Origin of the sequence: Gluconacetobacter diazotrophicus PA1 5, assembly GCF_000021325.1 — a bacterium.
Classification (GTDB): domain Bacteria; phylum Pseudomonadota; class Alphaproteobacteria; order Acetobacterales; family Acetobacteraceae; genus Gluconacetobacter; species Gluconacetobacter diazotrophicus.
Window position 1 is genome coordinate 2,515,350 of sequence record NC_011365.1, and the last position, 17,145, is coordinate 2,532,494.

Genomic DNA, 17,145 nt, shown 5'->3' on the forward strand with positions numbered 1-17,145 from the left:
GTCTTGTGTCCGTCTCGACGTCTGAAGGAGAAGATCGTGACGAAATTCGAACAAATGATAGAGACGGGCATCGCCACATGGAGCGGCATCGTACCGCCGAGCGAACTCGCGCGACGGCTGGAGGCGGAACTGGCGGTGACGATCTCCGCGTTCGAGGCGATGCGGGGGCAACTGCGGTTCGAGGATGAACCGTCGAGCTTCGAAGCAGCGCTGCAGGCGGCAAAGCAATGACCGCGCGGGATCTGGCCGATCTGAGCCTTGTGGATGCGGTGGACGCGGTCGCTATGCGCGAGACGACCTCCATGGCGCTTCTGGAGGCCTGTCTGGCCCGGCTTGACGCCGCCGAGGAGCGGATCAACGCCACCATCTGGCTCGATCGGGAGGGGGCTTTCCGCGCGGCGGAGGCCGCCGACAAGGCCGTGGCCGCGGGCGCTGCGCTGGGGCTGCTGCACGGCCTGCCGCTGGCGCACAAGGACATGTACTATCAGGCCGGCAGGCCGTGCACCTGCGGATCGGTGATCCGCAAGGATTTCGTCCCCACGGTGACGGCGACCGTGGTCGAGCGCATGGCCGCGGCCGGGGCCTATGCCTATGGCGGCCTGAACATGGCCGAATTCGCAATGAACCCGACGGGTCACAACGCGCATTACGGCGACTGTCATAACCCCTGGAACCTTCCCTATATCACCGGTGGCTCGTCCAGCGGATCGGGGGCGGCGGTCGCCTCGCGCTGCACCTATGGCGCGTTGGGGTCCGATACGGGTGGTTCCATCCGTCTGCCGGCGGCTGCCTGTGGCGTGACGGGCCTGAAGCCGACACAGACGCGGGTCAGCCGCGCGGGGGTGATGCCGCTTTCCTTTTCGGCGGACAATGTGGGCCCCCTGACGCGCACGGTGCGGGATTGTGCCCGCATGATGAAGGTCATCGCCGGGCAGGACAGCCGCGACCCGACCAGTTCCGCCGAGCCCGTACCGGATTATGAGGCCGCCCTGGACGGCGATCTGCGGGGCCTGCGGGTCGGCATTCCGACCACTTATTTTCTGGATGGCGCCGATGCTCCGGTTGTCGCCGCATTCGAGGCCGCGGTAGCTGTCCTGGCCGGACGCGGCGCAACCGTAATGCGGTTGCCGCTGCCGCTGATGGATGCGGTTTCCGTCTATGCCGGTGTTCTCCTCCGTGTCGAAGCCGCGGCGATCCATGCCGAATGGATGCGCGAGCGCCCCCAGGACTATTCCGTACAGCTCAGCGCGCGGCTGTTTGGCGGCAATGCCATTCCCGCTCCTTATTACGTGGAGGCGTTGAGCCGGCGCGGCCCGATCCTCAAGGCCTTCGCGGATGAGGTCTTCGGGCAGGTCGATGTCCTGGCGACGCCCACGATCCGCACCTGCCTGCCGACCCTGGCCGAGACCAATATCGACCAGGGGTCGCCCGCTTCCATGCAGGCGTTCATGGCCGTGTCCGCGAATACGCGGCCGTTCAACTATCTGGGCCTGCCGGCAATCAGCGTGAATTGCGGTTTCGACCCGAACGGTTGCCCCATCGGCCTGCAGATCGCCGGCCGACCGTTCGCCGAGGCGCGCGTGATGACGGTTGCCGATGCCTACCAGCGCGACACGGACTGGCACACCAGACAGCCGCCTCTCTGAATCCTGCCTGTCGGAACGGACTCATCGGCCGATGCGTCCGTTCCGTCATGTCTGTGAACCGGCACTGGCTGCCTCGGGGGCAGGCGGTCTTTCGACCGCCTGCCAGTACCGTCGTATGCTATACATAACCGCCCTCGCGGTCCGCCTGGCGTCGTGTTTCCGTCCGGGCCCCGGGCGCGCCAAGGCCGCCCCCGCCGGGCGTCATGATGATCAACGTCTCGTCGGGCGGGATAATCTGTAGCCCCTTGCCTGCGAGTTCCCTGCCGCCCGCCAGCTTGACGCAGCCGGGGGCGCCGTCCTTGCCCCCGACTGCGCCGCGCGGGGGGTATGTGATCCGGTCGAATGCGGCCAGCAGGTCGAACGGCCGCTGTTCCGTGCTGCCGATCTCCATGATCTGACCCAGGCCGCCGCGGGTCTCGCCGTCGCCGCCGCTGCCTTCGCGGAATTCCTTGCGCCAGAAGATGAGGGGGCACTGTATTTCCGCGATCTCGATCGGGGTGCCATGGACGCCGGAGGGAAACGCGGTGGCCGACAGCCCGTCCAGGCCCGGCCGCGCGCCCGTGCCGCCATTGGTCGTGATGGCCAGGGCGAAGGCCTGCGTCGTATCCTGGCCGTCCGGCACCCAGTTTCCGCGTACCGTGATGTTCCACAGGCAGGATGTGCCTTCGGCCGGAATCCGGTCGGGCAGGGGCGTGCGCAGGCAGCCGAACACCATGTCCGGCAGCATCTGCCCGACGATATGCCGTGCGGAGACCGGCGCCGGGTACGGCGCGTTGAGCACGCTTCCCGCCGGTGCCGTGACGCGATAGGCCGCCAGTGATCCGGCATTGTTGGGCACGTCCGGCGCGATGGCGCAGGCCAGGCCGAACACCGTATAGGCCTTGGTATAGGCCAGCGGTACGTTGATTCCGCGTGGCACGACGGGGTCCGACCCGTCATAATCGACCTGCACGCCATCGGCATCGATCGTCAGGCTCGCCCGCAGCGTCAGCGGCGCATCGTAGCCGTCTATCGTCATGTCGTACGACCATGTGCCGCGTGGCAGGGCGGCGATTTTTTCCACGACGGCATCGTACGATCGCTCGATGATGAAATCGGCCAGCGGTTCCAGCGTATCGATGGCGAATTCGTCCATCATCGCGCGCAGCGCGCGCACGCCGACGTCGTTGCAGGCCGCCAGGGAATAGGTATCGCCCTCGGTGTCGACCGGCAGGCGGGTGTTGGTGCGGATCATCGCCATCAGGGTCTCGTTCACCCGGCCCTGGTCGATCAGCTTGAGCATGGGGATCGACAGCCCCTCCATCAGCACGTCCGTCCCTTCCGGGCCGCAGCCCAGGCCGCCGATATCCATCAGGTGGCTGGTGCAGGAGAACAGCCCCACAAGCTTTCCCCTGTGGAAGGCCGGGGTCGTGACGACGAAATCGTTCAGGTGCCCCGTGCCCATCCACGGGTCGTTGGTGATGTAGGCATCGCCGTCCTTCATGGTCTCGATGGGGAAGTGGCGCAGGAAATGGCCCACGGATTCCGCCATCGAATTGACGTGGCCGGGGGTGCCGGTCACGGCCTGCGCGATCATGCGGCCCCGCAGGTCGAAGATTCCCGCCGAAATATCCTCGCATTCGCGCACGATCGGGCTGAAGGCCGTGCGAATCAGGACCTGAGCCTGCTCGCCGACGACGGCGATCAGGCGGTTCCACATGATCTGGAGATCGATCTGGTTCCGCGCGTTCATTGGGCCGTTTCCTTCATGTCCATGACGATATTGCCGCTGCCGTCGATAAAGGCGTCGAAGCGGGCCGAAACGTAGGTGGTGGTCTCGCGCTCGGCGATCAGGGCCGGTCCGGGAACGATGCTGCCGGGGCGCATGTCGTCGCGGTCATGGACCGCCAGTTCTACGAACTGCCCCCTGGCCCCGTCGAACAGCCGGCGCGTCCGTTCCGGCGCCGCCCCGTGCCGTGCCGGCGTGGGGGCGAAGGGTTCGGGTTTCGCGGGCGTGGTCGAAACACAGACCGACCAGTTCAGGATCTCGACCGGGGCGTTGGGGATGACGCGCTCGAACTGGCGGGCATATTCCGCCTCGAATGCCGCCCGCAGCGCCGGCAGGGCGTCGGGCGTCAGCGGTCCGTCCGGCAGGGACACGATGATTTCGTGTCCCTGTCCGACATAGCGCATGAAGCCGCCGCGCCGGACGGTCAGCGCCGCCGCGTCGGCTCCGTCCTGCACCATGTCCCGCGCCGTGTCCGTCATATCGTCCAGCAGGGACGTCATGGCGGCGGTGTCGAAGCCGGCATTCAGCCGCACCGGGCAGGAGCGGACGATCTCGAACGAGACCGGGGCGGCCAGGAAGCCGACGGCGGACCCCACACCGGCGTTCGACGGCACGACCAGCCGGCGGACCCCCAGTTTTTCGGCCACGCGGGCGGCATGCAGCGGGGCCGCGCCGCCGAAGGCGATCATGGTGTGGGTACCGATGACCGCCCCACGTTCGGCGGCATGCACGCGGGCGGCGCTGGCCATGTTCTCGCACACGATTTCATAGACCGCGTGGGCCGCCATTTCCGGCGACAGGCCCAGCGTGGTGCCGACGGCCTGCTGCAACGCGATCGCCGCGCGCTCGGGCTGCAGGGTCATGCTGCCGCCGGCGAAGGCCTCCGGCTGGATCAGGCCCAGCGTCACGTCCGCGTCGGTCACGGCCGGGCGCGTGCCCCCCAGCCCGTAGCAGGCCGGCCCGGGTACGGACGATGCGCTTTCCGGCCCGACGACGACGCGCTTCATGGCGTCCAGATGGACGAGCGACCCGCCCCCCGCGCCGATCTCGACCATTTCGATGACGGGAATGCGCAGCGGCAGGCCCGATCCTTTCATGAAACGGGCCGTGCGATCCACTTCGAACACGCGCGAGGATGCGGGCTGACCGTGTTCGATCAGGCAGATCTTGGCCGTGGTGCCGCCCATGTCGAAGGACAGGACACGATCCTCGGCCAGGCGCCCGGCGCATTGGGCGGCGAAGATCGCGCCGCCCGCCGGACCGGATTCGACCAGGCGCACCGGAAACTGCCGCGCCGTCTCCAGCGACGTCAGTCCGCCGCCCGACGTCACCAGATACAGCGCCCCACGGAACGACTGCGCATCCAGCGCCTGTCGCAGCCGGCCCAGATAGCCGGCCATCAGCGGCTGGACATAGGCGTTGGCGACGGTGGTGGAGGTGCGCTCATATTCACGCACTTCGGGGCAGACGGCGCTGGAAAGCGAAATCGGAATGTCCGGAAGCGCCTCGGCCAGGATCTCGCCGGCGCGGCGCTCATGGTCCGGATTCGCGTAGGAATGCATGAAGGCGATCGCGATCGCCTCGGCCCCCGCGGCGCGCAGGCGCGGCGCCAGCGCGCGCAGCGCGTCCTCGTCCAGCGGCCTCTGGACCCGCCCCCGTGCGTCCATGCGCTCCGGCACGGTGAAGCGCGCGGTACGGGGAACCAGCGGCGCCGGCTTCCGGATCATGATGTCATACTGGTTGAACCGGCTTTCCGTGCCGATTTCCAGGATGTCGCGAAATCCCTCGGTGCCGATCAGTACCGTCAGGGCGCCTCGCCGTTCGATAATGGCGTTGGTCGCCAGCGTCGTGCCATGGACGAAGACCGTGACGTCGGCGAAGGCCAGCCCGGCATCGCCCAGGATCAGGCCGATTCCGGTCATCACCCCTTCCTCGGGCGCATGCGGCGTCGTCAGGACCTTGCGCGTCAGGCGCCCGCGCGGGGTTTCCAGCACGATATCCGTGAACGTTCCGCCAATATCGGCGGCCAGGCGAATTTGCATCTTGGGGGACATGCCCTGCCTCCGGGTTCAGGTTAGGATCAGGCTGCGCCGCCACGGTCCGGCGCCGAATAGACGGGAGCGAGATGCCTCATGACGAACACGAAACCCGGCCGCCGCGCGCGCGCGGAACAGCCGTCCGAAGCGTTGGCCCTGGCCATGGAACGCGCCTTTATCGTGTCGTCGTCGCATCTCGCCAGTCCTGGAAACGAAGATCTCAGCGAGTTCGAATTCGCGCTGACGGTCGTCAATCATGCGTTCCAGCGCTGGGTGGTGCGCGGCATGGCGGCGGCGAACCTGCCCGACCTGTCCCCGCTGGACGCGCTGATCCTGCACAGCGTCAATCACCGCCATCGGCAGAAAAGCATCTCGGACCTGATGTTCACGCTCAATCTGTCCGAACGCCATTACCTCAATTATGCGATGAAGAAGCTGGACCGGCTGGGCCTCATCACCCGCCGCCGCGACGGCAAGGAGGTTTTCGTCGGCGCGACGGAGAAGGGGCGGACGGTCTGCGAGGATTACGCCCGTATCCGCAAGGTCTGCCTGCTGGAACTCATCCCCCCGGACCGGCGGCCGGGCGGCGTGAAGATCGGCGAGGTCGCGAAGGCGCTGCGCGTGCTGACGGGATTCTACGAACAGGCGTCGCGCTCGGCCTCGTCGCTCTAGGACGCGGCGCTCAGGCATCGGTTATCTCGAAGGCCGGGGCGTGAAAGCCGATGGGCGCGCCGTCCTCGGCCAGGACGGCGCTGAGCGTCCCGGCCGCCGGCGACGGGATCGGGAGGAGGGCCGGCCCGATCTCGACAAAGCCCAGAATCGCCCCGCATGCGACCGTCGCGCCCGTTTGCGCGCCTTCGGCCCCCAGGCGGAAGATGCCCATCTCCGGGCTCAGGGCCCGCGTCACGGCGGGCGCCCCGGCGGCTGCGGGGACGACCGGCGTCTGCGTCGCCGCCTCGGCCAGCCGCAGGGTCAGCCTGGTCCCGGCGTCGCCCACCGTCAGGCTTCGGACGGCATTGCGCCGCATGGCCGCGACCAGCGCGGGCAACTGGTCCAGGATCGTCATGGCGTGGCCCCTTCGGCCGCCAGTGCCTCCAGATAATGGACGGAGACGCCGCCGGCGCAAAAATCTGCGGCGTCCATCAGGCGGCGATGCAGCGGGGCGGTGGTGGTGATGCCTTCGACCATCATCTCGTCCAGCGCCGCGCGCATCCGCGCCAGCGCATCGGCGCGGTCCGCGCCATGGACGATCAGCTTGGCGACCAGCGAGTCGTACTGCGGCGGTACCGTGTATCCGTCATACAGGTGCGTATCGACCCGCACGCCGGGGCCGCCCGGCGGGCGCCATGTCCGCACGAGGCCGGGGCAGGGGGCGAATGTTTCCGGATGTTCCGCGTTGATCCGGCATTCGATGGCATGGCCGCGCGTTTCGATATCGGACTGGCCGAACGACAGGGGATGTCCCATGGCGATACGCAGTTGTTCGCGCACGATATCGATGCCGGTCGTCATTTCGGTCACCGGGTGTTCCACCTGCAGGCGCGTGTTCATCTCGATGAAGGAAAACGCGCCGTCCTCGTAGAGGAATTCGAACGTGCCGGCTCCGACATACCCCATCCGGACGCAGGCGCGGGCACAGCGCTCGCCCAGGTCGGCGATACGGTCGGGCGGAATTCCGATGGCGGGCGCTTCCTCGATCAGTTTCTGGTGCCGGCGTTGTACGGAACAGTCCCGCGCGCCCAGCCAGACGGCCTGGCCCGCCCTGTCGGCCAGGACCTGGATTTCCACATGACGTGGGTGCTGCAGGAATCGCTCGGCATAGATCGACGGGTTGCCGAAGGCGCGTCCGGCTTCCTCGCGCGCGGTTTCGATCGCCTCCCGCGCGTTTTCGGGCCGGCGCACGACGCGCATGCCGCGCCCGCCGCCGCCGCCTGCCGCCTTGACGATCAGCGGATAGCCCACGCCGTCGCAGATCCGCACGGCCTCGGCGATATCGTCCGGCAGCGCATCGTCCGAGCCGGGCAGGCAGGGTACGCCGCTGTCGCGCATCTGCCGCTTGGCGGCGATCTTGTCGCCCATCATGCGCATGATGGACGCGGGCGGTCCCACCAGGACCAGGCCCGCGCGTTCCACCGCTTCGGCGAAATCGGCATTTTCCGACAGGAAGCCATAGCCGGGATGGATCGCGTCCGCCCCCGTCAATGCGGCGGCGCGCAGGATCCGCCCGGCATCCAGATAGCTCCGTGTCGCCGATGCGGGGCCGATGCAGATCCGCTGATCGACCAGGCGCAGATGCGCCAGGCCGGCATCGGCTTCGGAATATACGCCCACGCTGCGCAGCCCCAGCAGGCGGCAGGCGCGGGCAATGCGCAGGGCGATTTCGCCGCGATTGGCGATCAGGACGGTGCGGACGTCACGCATCCCGGCGCTCCACGGTGAACAGTTCGGTTCCCGGCTCCACCGCCTGGCCGTTTTCACACAGGATCGCGACGATCGTGCAGGGGAATTCGGCCTCGACCCGCGTCAGGGTCTTCATCACCTCCAGGATATAGAGGGGCTGTTCCTGCGCGACGACCGAGCCTGCGGTGACGAAGGGGGCGCCCCCCGGCGTGGGCGAGGCGTAGAACTGGCCATGCATCGTCGCCGTGATCGTGCAGGATGTGGGGGCCGGGGCGGGCAGGGGGGACGGCGGCACGTCCGGCGTCGCGGCAGGCACTGTCCCCGGTGCCGGGGACGCCGGGGGGGACGTGTCCCGGACCAGGCGGACATGCTCGTCGCCATGGGTGTATTCCAGCTCGGCAATGCCGAGTGCGTGCATCCGGTCCATGAGGATCGTGATGCGCTCCAGATCGACGGTCATCGGGGCTTCTCAGGTCAGCGCGCGCAATGTGATGCCCGCCGCTTCCAGCCGGGCGCGCACGGTGCGGGCGACCGCGACGGACTCGGCATTGTCGCCATGCACGCAGATTGAATCGATCCGGGTCGGGAGCATCCGGCCCGACACGGTTTCGATGGCGCCGGCCCGCACCATGCGGACGATGCGGTCGGCCGCGAAATCCGCGTCGTGCAGCACGGCACCCGGTTCCTTGCGGGAGACCAGGTGCCCGTCCTCGGTGTACGCGCGATCGGCGAAAATCTCGGAAAAGATCGTCATGCCGCGTTCGCGGCCGATCCGTTCCAGATGGCTCAGGGCGATGGCCATCAGCGGCAGGGTGGGGTCGATGCGCCGCACGGCCTCGATCACGGCCTCGGCCACGGCGGGGTCCCGCTCGGTCAGGTTGCCCAGCGCACCATGCGTCTTCACATAGGTCATGCGATGCCCCGCATAGGCCGCCAGCGCCTGGGCGGCACCAACCTGATAGGCGACGATCCGCTCGATCTCGCCGGTTGAAAACGGCATGACGCGTCGCCCGAACCCCCACAGGTCGGGAAAGCCGGGATGGGCCCCGACGGCCACGCCCTTGTCCCGGGCGACGCGGAAGGTCGCGGCCATAACTTCCGGATCGCCGCCATGGAAGCCGCATGCCACGTTCGCGGACGTCACGACGTCCAGCATCGCCGCGTCATTGCCGATCGTGTAGTGGCCGAAGCTTTCGCCCAGGTCGGCATTCAGGTCGATGGTCTTGCGGTCGGTCATGGGGACGGTCTCCTGTGGAATCATGCCGGCATCAGCATGCGGCGCAGATCGGCGAACGCGTCCGCGCGGCGCGCCTGGTCCCGGGCCTCGGCCCGCAGCGCGGCGACGGCGTCCGTGCGCGTGGTCTCGACGAAGCGGATGCTGCCGTTCACGCGGGTCTGGGCCAGCAGGCGCAGGTCGGATTCGATGATGGTGGCGATCTTCGGATACCCGCCGCAGGTGTTGGCGTCGGCCATCTGGACGATCGGCTGTCCGGCAGGTGGCACCTGGACCGTTCCCGGCACGATCCCGTGCGAAAACAGGTTCAGCGGCCGTTGCTGGGCCAACGGTGTGCCCTCCAGACGATAGCCCATGCGGTTGGCGCTCGGCGTCAGCCGCCAGGCGGTCTGGAAGAACGCATGCCGCGCCTCGGCGGTAAAATCGTCATATTCGGCGGCGGGCAGCACGCGCACGCGGGTGGCGTCGGCGTCGGGCATGGGGCATCGGACCGCCAGGCCGTAGCCGTGCGGCGGCACGCCGGGCGTCGCGGGTACGCCGCAGGGCAGCCGGTCGCCCTTTTGCAGCGCGCGCCCCTCCAGCCCGCCGAACCCGCCCTTCAGGTCGGTGGCACGGGCGCCCAGCACCAGGGGCACGTCGATCCCGCCCGCGATGGTCAGATAGGTGCGGCATCCCGTGGTCGGGGCGTCGCATTGCAGCGTCTGCCCGGCCCGCGCGATCATGGCCCAGTCGGGCGGCAGGTCGATACCGTCCAGCCGGACGGGACCGCGCGCGCCGGTGACGGCGAAGGCGCGATCATCCAGGAAACGAAGACGGAACGGGAAGAAGGCGATCTCGATTCCCGCCGCGTCCGGCTCGTTGCCCAGCATCATGTTGCCGCAGGCCAGGGCCAGTATGTCCATTGCCCCGCCCCGCGCGACACCCAGGGTCATGGCCCGGGGACGGCCCCGGTCCTGAATGGTGTTCAGCGCCGAATTGGCAAGGATTTCGATCATGCGACCCTCGTGAAGCGTACGGTGTCGCCAATGCGCAGGACGCCCGGATCCGGGCGGTGCGGGTCGAACAGCGGCAGGGTCGTCCGCCCGATGATGTGCCAGCCGGAGGGCGCGGTGCAGGGCATGACGCCCGCGTGGCCCCCGCCCACCACCACGGCCCCGCGCTCCACGCTCAGCCGGGGCGTGTCGCGACGCGGCACGGCCAGGCGCGAATCCAGCCCGGTCATGTAGGCAAAGCCCGCCATCGCCCCGATGGCGGCCACGCTGTAGCGCCCGGCCAGATGCGCGGCGATGGTCTCCTCCTCCGACAGGCCGGCATGCGCCGCCACCAGGGCCAGGTCCTCGCCGAAGGCGCCGCCATAGGTGACGGGAATTTCGATCTCGCGCGCCGGGATCTCCTCGGCGGCGGCGGCGGCCCAGGTCCGGCGGATCAGGTCTTCGACCGCATCGGGTTCGGTGCGGAGCGCATCGAACGTGACCAGCAGGTTGTTGACCCCCGGCACCGCCTGCACGACCGACGGCTGGCCGGCCAGGGCGCGCGCCGCCGCCCAGATCCGGCGCTGCGTCGCGGCGTCGAACGGGCCTGCTGCGGCGTCCAGCAGGATGGCGCCGGTGCCGGCCATGCTCAGGCGGATCATCCTGCCGCGCCCCGCGCGACGGGCCGGGCATGGATCATGCGGCGCGGCATCGTCAGCGCCGCCGCCGCGCCGCACAGGATGATGCCGGCGGTGATGTAGAAGACGCCGTGGAAATTGCCCGTGGCCTGCAGCAGGTAGCCCGTCATGATGGGGGCGGCGATTCCCAGGCCGTTGCTGAAGGTCAATGTCAGGCCGGTGACCGATCCCAGCAGGTCGTGCTCCACGACCAGATCGGCCAGCAGCGCCATGTTGGCCCCCGTACCCGCAGCCATGAAGGCCATGGACACGGCCAGCAGGGGAATGATCGTGCCGGCGGTGGTGCAGAACGGCAGCAATCCCATCAGCGCGGCCAGGACCAGGAAGACGGCCACGACATGGCGGCGCGCGCCACGGACCAGCGGCCGCCCGGCCATCAGCCGTTCGCCGGCCTTGCCCGCGGCAAGCGACAGGACCGCGGCCCCGCAATAGCAATAGGCGGTGTCGGTCCCTGCCTGCACCATGTCCAGGTGCAGCACCTGCCGCAGCACCAGCGGCAGCCACGACATCAGCAGGAAGTTCGCGTAATTGGCGCAGCATTGGGCAATGACGACCCCCCAGAACGAGGACGAGGCGAACAATGTCGGCACGGACAGGATCCCGTGCCGCATCGTCCGGGTCCGTTCCACCTGCGCGGGATGGGCGAGCCACCACGCCACCGACCACAGCAGGCCGCCCGCCCCCAGGATGCCGAAGGCGGGCCGCCAGCCGAAACGCGCGATCAGCCATGCGCCCGCCGCGGCGCCGGATGCCAGGCCGATCGGAATGCCGCAGATAAAGGCCGTCATCATCAGGCCGCGCTCGGTGGGGGGGGCCCAGGCCCGCACCACCTTGTTGCCCAGGGAGAAGGTCGGTGCCTCGCCAATTCCCAGCAGCACGCGTGTGGCGATGAAGGCCGGAATGGTGGCGGCCATGCTGCCCAGGATCATGGCCATCGACCACAGCGCCACCGCCAGGGCGCCGACGGTGCGCGCACCCAGCCTGTCCAGCAGGATCGCGCTGGGCAGGTTCAGGATGAAATAGGACCAGAGAAAGCTGGACAGCACCCAGCCGATTTCGCCCGGCGTCAGGCCGAATTCATGGGCGATCGACGGCATTCCGACCGAAAGCGCCGCCCGGTCCCCATAGCAGATGACGCACATCGCAACCGCCAGCGCATAGATCACGTAGCGGAAAGGACGCGGTGTCACGACATCGGGGCGGACGATATTCAGCAAGGGGCGCTATCCTGTAAACTGCGTGTGGGGGCCTAACTGAAAATCCGACCGGGGGGATGAGCGCGGCCGGTCAGAAATTCAGGCCCGTTCGCACATAGTACATTCCACCGTTGAAGCCGTAGGGCGAAAAGAACGAATATTTATAGGCGTTGAAGGACGTGGCGATCGATTTCGGGTTCAGGCGCGTGGGATATTTGTCGCCGAGGTTGTTGGCGCCGACCGCGACGGTCCATTGCGGCAGGACCCTGTAGGAAACTTCGATGTTGGTGATGAAGGCGGGCCGCTGGACAAGCCACAGATTGGTCGGCAGGCTGGGTGTCGCCGCATAGATCAGAGAGCCGTAGCGCGATTCCTGAACGAAGGCCGACCATCTGCCCCGGCTCCAGTTCATGCTCAGGTTCTCGCGGTTCTTGGGCGCCGAATGCAGCAGGACGGTCCGGGCATATTGATTGAAATAGGCCAGATTCATGCTCTGAAGAACCTGGGGCACGGCATTGGAACTGCGGATCTCGTTGTCGGTCAGGCTGACGCTGAACGCGAAACGGAACGTCCCCAGCCGCCTGGTAGGAAGGGAGTAGTCGGTTGCGATATCGCCGCCGTAGGTCGCCGTATTGACCGGATTCGTATAGTACGAGGCATAGGTTACATTGCCCAGGCCGGCACTGGCCAGCAATGCGCCCACACCCGCGCCGCCCAGTGTCGTGGTGCTCGCCAGGCGGTCGTTGATTGCGATGTAATAGAGATTTCCCGTCACATGCCAGTTGTCGACCGGTGTCGCATCGACGCCGACGCTGTAGCTGCGGGAATACTCGCCCTTCAGCGCGTGGGCGCCGAGGGCGCGGGCCGGCGCGCTGTTGCTGGGAAGCTGGTCGATCGAATAGGTCGCGAAAGGCGCCGAGTAGAAATAATATTCCTGACCGAGCGTGGGGGGGCGATAGCCGGTGTTGATGCTGGCCCGCAGCGCGAACCGGTCGGAGAAATTATAGCGCGTGCCGACCGACCCGGTCGTCACGGTGGCCAGGTTGTTATAGCTGGTCGCGCGGCCGCCCAACGTCCATTCCCAACGCGGCAGGACGTAGAAATCCAGATTGACGTGCCCGTCATAGACGTCGCGGTTCTGGTTGGTGACGGCCAGCGGGGGATTGCCCGCGTGGTCGGCCGACCCCGGATTGGCGGTCTTGCCGGCGTTCGGCCCTTCCAGGATCGGAACGCCGCCGTCGCCATAGGATTCGTAGACGCCCGGCCCCATGGCGAACATGTCGCGACGATATTCCGCGCCGAATTCCACATTGGCCAGCTTGGGCAGGAAGCCCAGGCGGAGCGCGTGTGACGCCCTGAAGCCGGCCGTCAACTGGCTGGTCACGGCCGAACCGGTATCGAATTTCGTCGGGCTGTTCACGCCATAGGTGGGATTGTCGGTGTCCTGCATCCAGTAGCGCTGGATGTCGCGGCCATAATTGACATAGGTGTCCCAGTTGAATCCGGCCGTCGTGCCCTTGAAGCCGTTATCGACCTCGAAATCGTTTTCCTCCAGGTCGAGATAGGGCTGCATGCCGTTCGGCCAGATTGCGTTGACGGTCAGGTCGTCCGCCGCGGACCGGAAATTCTCGGCCGCGTTGACGCGTCGGTGACCATAGGTGTCGGTCGAATAGAACTTGATGCTGTCGGTAATGGGAATGCCCATATTGGCGGAAATCGACTCGCGCGTCTGCTTCGGGATGCCCAGGATGCGCTGGATGTTGCGGCCCAGCGCCGCGGCGCGCGGATCGACCTGGCCGCCGGGCAGCGCATAATACAGGTCGTTGGGATACGTCGCGGGGTTGATGTAGTCGCCCGTGCGCGAGGTCGGCAATTGATGGGTGATCTGGGCGGAGAGGTCGAGGTAACCGCCGTGGCGGCCGATCGCGAACCCCTTGGTGATCGAACCGTCCAGGGCCTGTCCGTCACCCGCGTAATAGCCGCTGTTCTTGAAATCGGCCGACAGGCCCTGCGTATCTTCCTTCAGGACGATATTGACCGCGCCCGCAATAGCATCCTGGCCGTAGAGCGCGGTCGCCCCTTCCGTAATGACTTCGATATGGTCCACCGCGCCCACCGGAATCAGGGAGATATCGGCGGGTTCCGTGCCCCAGTTCGGTCCGGCGTTCGCATTGAAATTGGCGCCCAGATGCCGGCGGTGCCCGTTGACCAGAATCAGCGTCTGGTCGGCGGACAGGCCGCGCAACTGCATCGTCTGTACGAACGCATTGTTGCCCACGCCCGGCAGCGGGGGCGCCGAAACGGATGGCATCATCTGCGACAATGCCTGGATCAGGTTGGTCTGGCCCGTGGCCTTGAGGTCCGATGCGCTGATGACCGTCACCTGCGTCGTGCTGTGGCGTCGTGTCGAGGTCGAAAGCACATTGTTGCCGGGCGCGGCCGTGCCGCTGACGGTAATATCCTCGGACGACGTCTTCAGCGCGCTGCTGGCCGCGGCTTTATCGGCGGCCTGCCGCTGCGTGGCGCCCTGCGCGGGGGCGCCATGCGTGGCGGGGGCGGGCTTGTGCCGCGCGGGCTTGCGGGGCTGTGTCACCTCGGACGGATCGGGCGATGTCGTGGCTGCATAGGCGGGGCCGAAGGCGCCCTGCAGCAGAAGCGCGCCCATCGCGGCGCTGCCGAGAAGAAAAGTCTTCGCCCCGGAATGCTTTGGCATCGTCACGGCCTCCTAAATGTGTAGGCGGCAGACTGCCCGCAATGATCTGCGAACATATCTAAATCACACACATAACGAGCACGAAACTAAATGGCTCTTCAAGATTTTTATGGCCCGGGGAAACTTTTTTTGCGGACGCAGATAACAGGTCTTCGGAAATTTATGATTTAATAAGGAAAATCGGTAAGGGCCGCCATGGCCGGGCATGCGCAATCTCCTTGACCCTCTCTTTGTATAAAATGTAGAACGAAACTGAGAGACAAAAATATCGCATTATTATTGATGTCAGAGACAAAATAATTGATGGTTGTCCCATGATCTCGGAACTCCGCACGTTTTCCGCAGCCGCCCGGCTGGGAAGTTTTGCCGCCGCCGCGGAGCGCGTCGGGCTGACGCAATCCGCCGTCAGCGCGCAGATCAGGCGGCTGGAGCAGGAACTGGGCCATGCCCTGTTCGAGCGCACCGGGCGATCGGTGACCCTCAGTGCGGCCGGGCACCTGTCCCTTGGCCATGCCGAGAACATTCTCGCCCTGTTCGACAAGATGCGGGACCCCGCCGCCGATATCGTCGTGCATGGACGGCTGCGTGTCGGGGCCATTTCCACCACCCATACGACGATTCTGGCCCCGGCGGTGGCCAGTCTCAGGGTGAATTATCCCGCGCTTACCCTTCATATCGTGCCGGGCGTGTCGATGGGGCTGATGGATCGCCTGGATGCCGGCGAGCTCGATGCCGTCATCATCGTGCGGCCGCCTTTCGGGCTGATGCCGCATCTGGGCTGGCATCCGCTGGTCAGGCAGCATTTTGTACTGGTCGTTCCGGCGCACCTGCCGCCGGACGACTGGCGGCAGATCATCATCAGCCAGCCCTTCATCCGATACGACCGCCGGTCGTTCGGCGGCCGGACCGTCGATCGCTTCCTGCAGGCGCAGGGCATCGTACCGAACACGGCGATCGAGACGGAGGAAGTCCATGCCATCCTGCAGATGGTCGCCAGTGACATGGGCGTTGCCATCGTTCCGTACATCCTGGCTGTGCGCGCCATGCCGAATATCCGTGTGGTCCCGCTGGGGGAACACACGATCCTGCGCGAGATCGGGGTGCTGACGATGCTGAGCTGGACCTCTCCCGCCCTGGACGCCCTGATCGCCCATCTGGTGCAGGCCTGCCCGGGGGACGAGCTTCCGTCCGACGCACGGGCCGGGGAGCAGGCTCCATGACCGTCATGCCACCCGCGCTGGACGACGCACGCGCGTTATTCGCCCGTCTGCACACGATCGGCTTCGACGGGCTGGGAATGACCCGTGCGTCGTACGGCGACGGCGAAAACCAGGCGCATGCGCTGCTGGCGGACATGGCGCGGGCACGCGGCCTGCTGGTGCGCCGCGATTGGGCCGGCAACCTGTTCATCACCCTGCCGGGCCGCGACCGGACATTGCCGGCGGTGATGACCGGATCGCATCTCGACACCGTGCCTTGCGGCGGCAATTACGATGGCGCGGCCGGCGTGCTGGCGGGCTTTTCCTGCCTGTGCGGCTGGGTGGACGCAGGATACGTGCCGGCGCGCGACGTGGTCCTGATCGTCACCCGGGCCGAGGAAAGCGTGTGGTTCCCGGTCTCGTATATCGGCAGCAAGAGCGCCTTCGGACTGCTCGAGGACAGCGCGCTGGCGGCGGTTCGCCGTGACGATGGACAGACCCTGGCCGATCACATGCGCGCCTCGGGCGGGCAGCCCGATTGCATCCGTACCGCGCCGGTGCTGCGGCCGTCCGACCTGGCGTGTTTCGTCGAACTGCATATCGAACAGGGGCCGGTCCTGCCGGCGGCCGGCGTGCCGGTCGGCATCGTGACGGGCATCTGTGGCAGCGTGCGCTATCGCGCGGCGACCATCCACGGGCGCTATGCCCATTCCGGCGCAACGCCGCGTGCGTTCCGCGCCGACGCGGTCATGGCGGCGGCGACGCTGATGACGGTGATGCAGGCCGAGTGGCGCAAGGTCGAAGCCGAAGGCGGCGAGATGACGCTGACCTTCGGCGTCTGTCATACGGATGCCGCCCAGGCGAATTTCAGCGCCGTTGCCGGACGGGTCGATCTCAGTATCGATATCCGCTCGCGCGATCATGGCCTGCTCGAGCGTATGGAGGCGGCCCTGCTGGCGCACACCCGGGCTGTCGAGGACGAGTATGGTGTCCAGATCGATCTCGGCGCCCGCACGCAGAGCGCGCCGGCCGCAATGGACGCGACGCTGCAGGCCGAAGCCGTCGCCCTGGCGCGAAAGGCCGGTATCCCGGCGGTGACGCTGCCCAGTGGTGCCGGGCATGATGCCGCGATCTTCGCCGGGCAGGGCGTACCCACGGTGATGCTGTTCGTCCGGAACGCCAACGGCAGCCACAACCCCTACGAGGCCATGGAATTCGAGGATTTCGCCCTGGCGACGCGGCTGCTCGAACGGCTGCTGTACCGGCATGCGGAGCAAGGATGAT

Annotated in this window: 15 protein-coding genes; 5 read left to right on the forward strand and 10 right to left on the reverse strand. The window is 67.1% G+C overall.

Features of this window, described 5'->3' with window-relative positions; genetic code table 11:
* Positions 1-36: 36 nt before the first annotated feature.
* Together GDIA_RS11420 and GDIA_RS11425 are read left to right on the forward strand one after the other, a co-directional pair.
* Positions 37-231 (forward strand): hypothetical protein, encoded by a 195-nt coding sequence (locus GDIA_RS11420; protein ID WP_183116236.1) that lies wholly within the window; start codon positions 37-39, stop codon positions 229-231.
* Positions 228-1,646, forward strand: coding sequence for an Asp-tRNA(Asn)/Glu-tRNA(Gln) amidotransferase GatCAB subunit A (locus GDIA_RS11425; protein WP_012554227.1), 1,419 nt, complete (start codon positions 228-230; stop codon positions 1,644-1,646). The genes GDIA_RS11420 and GDIA_RS11425 overlap by 4 nt, the downstream gene beginning before the upstream one ends.
* A gap of 118 nt (positions 1,647-1,764) precedes the next feature.
* Here the strand turns inward: GDIA_RS11425 and GDIA_RS11430 are convergent, their stop codons facing one another.
* A complete protein-coding gene (locus tag GDIA_RS11430; RefSeq protein WP_012222436.1) occupies positions 1,765-3,378 on the reverse strand; it encodes a hydantoinase B/oxoprolinase family protein in 1,614 nt (537 codons plus the stop codon).
* Positions 3,375-5,468, reverse strand: a complete 2,094-nt coding sequence (locus GDIA_RS11435; RefSeq protein ID WP_012222437.1) for a hydantoinase/oxoprolinase family protein — start codon at positions 5,466-5,468, stop codon at positions 3,375-3,377. The genes GDIA_RS11430 and GDIA_RS11435 overlap by 4 nt, the downstream gene beginning before the upstream one ends.
* 78 nt (positions 5,469-5,546) lie before the next feature.
* On the opposite strand from GDIA_RS11435, the gene GDIA_RS11440 reads away from it, so the two are divergent.
* Entirely contained in the window at positions 5,547-6,122 is a 576-nt protein-coding gene (locus GDIA_RS11440) for a winged helix DNA-binding protein (protein WP_012222438.1), read from the forward strand.
* Positions 6,123-6,132: 10 nt separating this feature from the next.
* On the opposite strand, the gene GDIA_RS11445 is transcribed toward GDIA_RS11440, so the two are convergent.
* From GDIA_RS11445 to GDIA_RS11480, 8 genes are all read right to left on the reverse strand, one after another.
* Positions 6,133-6,516 carry a biotin/lipoyl attachment domain-containing protein gene (locus GDIA_RS11445; RefSeq protein ID WP_012222439.1) on the reverse strand — a complete coding sequence of 128 codons (384 nt, stop codon included), beginning with the start codon at positions 6,514-6,516 and terminating at the stop codon, positions 6,133-6,135.
* The gene (gene accC / locus GDIA_RS11450) at positions 6,513-7,871 is read right to left on the reverse strand and encodes an acetyl-CoA carboxylase biotin carboxylase subunit (RefSeq protein WP_012222440.1); all 1,359 of its coding nucleotides are present in this window, start codon (positions 7,869-7,871) and stop codon (positions 6,513-6,515) included. The genes GDIA_RS11445 and accC overlap by 4 nt, the downstream gene beginning before the upstream one ends.
* Positions 7,864-8,310 carry an acetyl-CoA carboxylase biotin carboxyl carrier protein gene (locus GDIA_RS11455; protein ID WP_012554228.1) on the reverse strand — a complete coding sequence of 149 codons (447 nt, stop codon included), beginning with the start codon at positions 8,308-8,310 and terminating at the stop codon, positions 7,864-7,866. The genes accC and GDIA_RS11455 overlap by 8 nt, the downstream gene beginning before the upstream one ends.
* A gap of 9 nt (positions 8,311-8,319) precedes the next feature.
* Positions 8,320-9,087, reverse strand: a complete 768-nt coding sequence (locus tag GDIA_RS11460; RefSeq protein WP_012222442.1) for a LamB/YcsF family protein — start codon at positions 9,085-9,087, stop codon at positions 8,320-8,322.
* Positions 9,088-9,107: 20 nt separating this feature from the next.
* A complete protein-coding gene (locus GDIA_RS11465; protein WP_012222443.1) occupies positions 9,108-10,079 on the reverse strand; it encodes a 5-oxoprolinase subunit C family protein in 972 nt (323 codons plus the stop codon).
* The gene (gene pxpB / locus GDIA_RS11470) at positions 10,076-10,717 is read right to left on the reverse strand and encodes a 5-oxoprolinase subunit PxpB (protein ID WP_012222444.1); all 642 of its coding nucleotides are present in this window, start codon (positions 10,715-10,717) and stop codon (positions 10,076-10,078) included. The genes GDIA_RS11465 and pxpB overlap by 4 nt, the downstream gene beginning before the upstream one ends.
* A complete protein-coding gene (locus GDIA_RS11475) occupies positions 10,714-11,970 on the reverse strand; it encodes an MFS transporter (protein ID WP_012222445.1) in 1,257 nt (418 codons plus the stop codon). The genes pxpB and GDIA_RS11475 overlap by 4 nt, the downstream gene beginning before the upstream one ends.
* Before the next feature lie 70 nt (positions 11,971-12,040).
* A complete protein-coding gene (locus tag GDIA_RS11480; RefSeq protein WP_012554229.1) occupies positions 12,041-14,662 on the reverse strand; it encodes a TonB-dependent receptor plug domain-containing protein in 2,622 nt (873 codons plus the stop codon).
* A 314-nt stretch (positions 14,663-14,976) separates the two neighbouring features.
* Here GDIA_RS11480 and GDIA_RS11485 point away from each other — a divergent pair, with 314 nt between their 5' ends.
* Both GDIA_RS11485 and GDIA_RS11490 read left to right on the forward strand, forming a co-directional pair.
* Positions 14,977-15,882, forward strand: a complete 906-nt coding sequence (locus tag GDIA_RS11485) for a LysR family transcriptional regulator (protein WP_012222447.1) — start codon at positions 14,977-14,979, stop codon at positions 15,880-15,882.
* On the forward strand, positions 15,879-17,144 hold the full coding sequence (locus GDIA_RS11490; protein WP_012222448.1) for a Zn-dependent hydrolase: 1,266 nt from the start codon (positions 15,879-15,881) through the stop codon (positions 17,142-17,144). The genes GDIA_RS11485 and GDIA_RS11490 overlap by 4 nt, the downstream gene beginning before the upstream one ends.
* Position 17,145 lies beyond the last annotated feature (1 nt).

Coding starts and splice junctions, on each gene's coding strand:
- GDIA_RS11425 (WP_012554227.1), top strand. CDS start 228: ATGACCGCGCGGGATCTGGCCGATCTGAGCCTTGTGGATGCGGTGGAC.
- GDIA_RS11430 (WP_012222436.1), bottom strand. CDS start 3,378: ATGAACGCGCGGAACCAGATCGATCTCCAGATCATGTGGAACCGCCTG.
- GDIA_RS11435 (WP_012222437.1), bottom strand. CDS start 5,468: ATGTCCCCCAAGATGCAAATTCGCCTGGCCGCCGATATTGGCGGAACG.
- GDIA_RS11440 (WP_012222438.1), top strand. CDS start 5,547: ATGACGAACACGAAACCCGGCCGCCGCGCGCGCGCGGAACAGCCGTCC.
- GDIA_RS11445 (WP_012222439.1), bottom strand. CDS start 6,516: ATGACGATCCTGGACCAGTTGCCCGCGCTGGTCGCGGCCATGCGGCGC.
- accC (WP_012222440.1), bottom strand. CDS start 7,871: ATGCGTGACGTCCGCACCGTCCTGATCGCCAATCGCGGCGAAATCGCC.
- GDIA_RS11455 (WP_012554228.1), bottom strand. CDS start 8,310: ATGACCGTCGATCTGGAGCGCATCACGATCCTCATGGACCGGATGCAC.
- GDIA_RS11460 (WP_012222442.1), bottom strand. CDS start 9,087: ATGACCGACCGCAAGACCATCGACCTGAATGCCGACCTGGGCGAAAGC.
- GDIA_RS11465 (WP_012222443.1), bottom strand. CDS start 10,079: ATGATCGAAATCCTTGCCAATTCGGCGCTGAACACCATTCAGGACCGG.
- pxpB (WP_012222444.1), bottom strand. CDS start 10,717: ATGATCCGCCTGAGCATGGCCGGCACCGGCGCCATCCTGCTGGACGCC.
- GDIA_RS11480 (WP_012554229.1), bottom strand. CDS start 14,662: ATGCCAAAGCATTCCGGGGCGAAGACTTTTCTTCTCGGCAGCGCCGCG.
- GDIA_RS11485 (WP_012222447.1), top strand. CDS start 14,977: ATGATCTCGGAACTCCGCACGTTTTCCGCAGCCGCCCGGCTGGGAAGT.
- GDIA_RS11490 (WP_012222448.1), top strand. CDS start 15,879: ATGACCGTCATGCCACCCGCGCTGGACGACGCACGCGCGTTATTCGCC.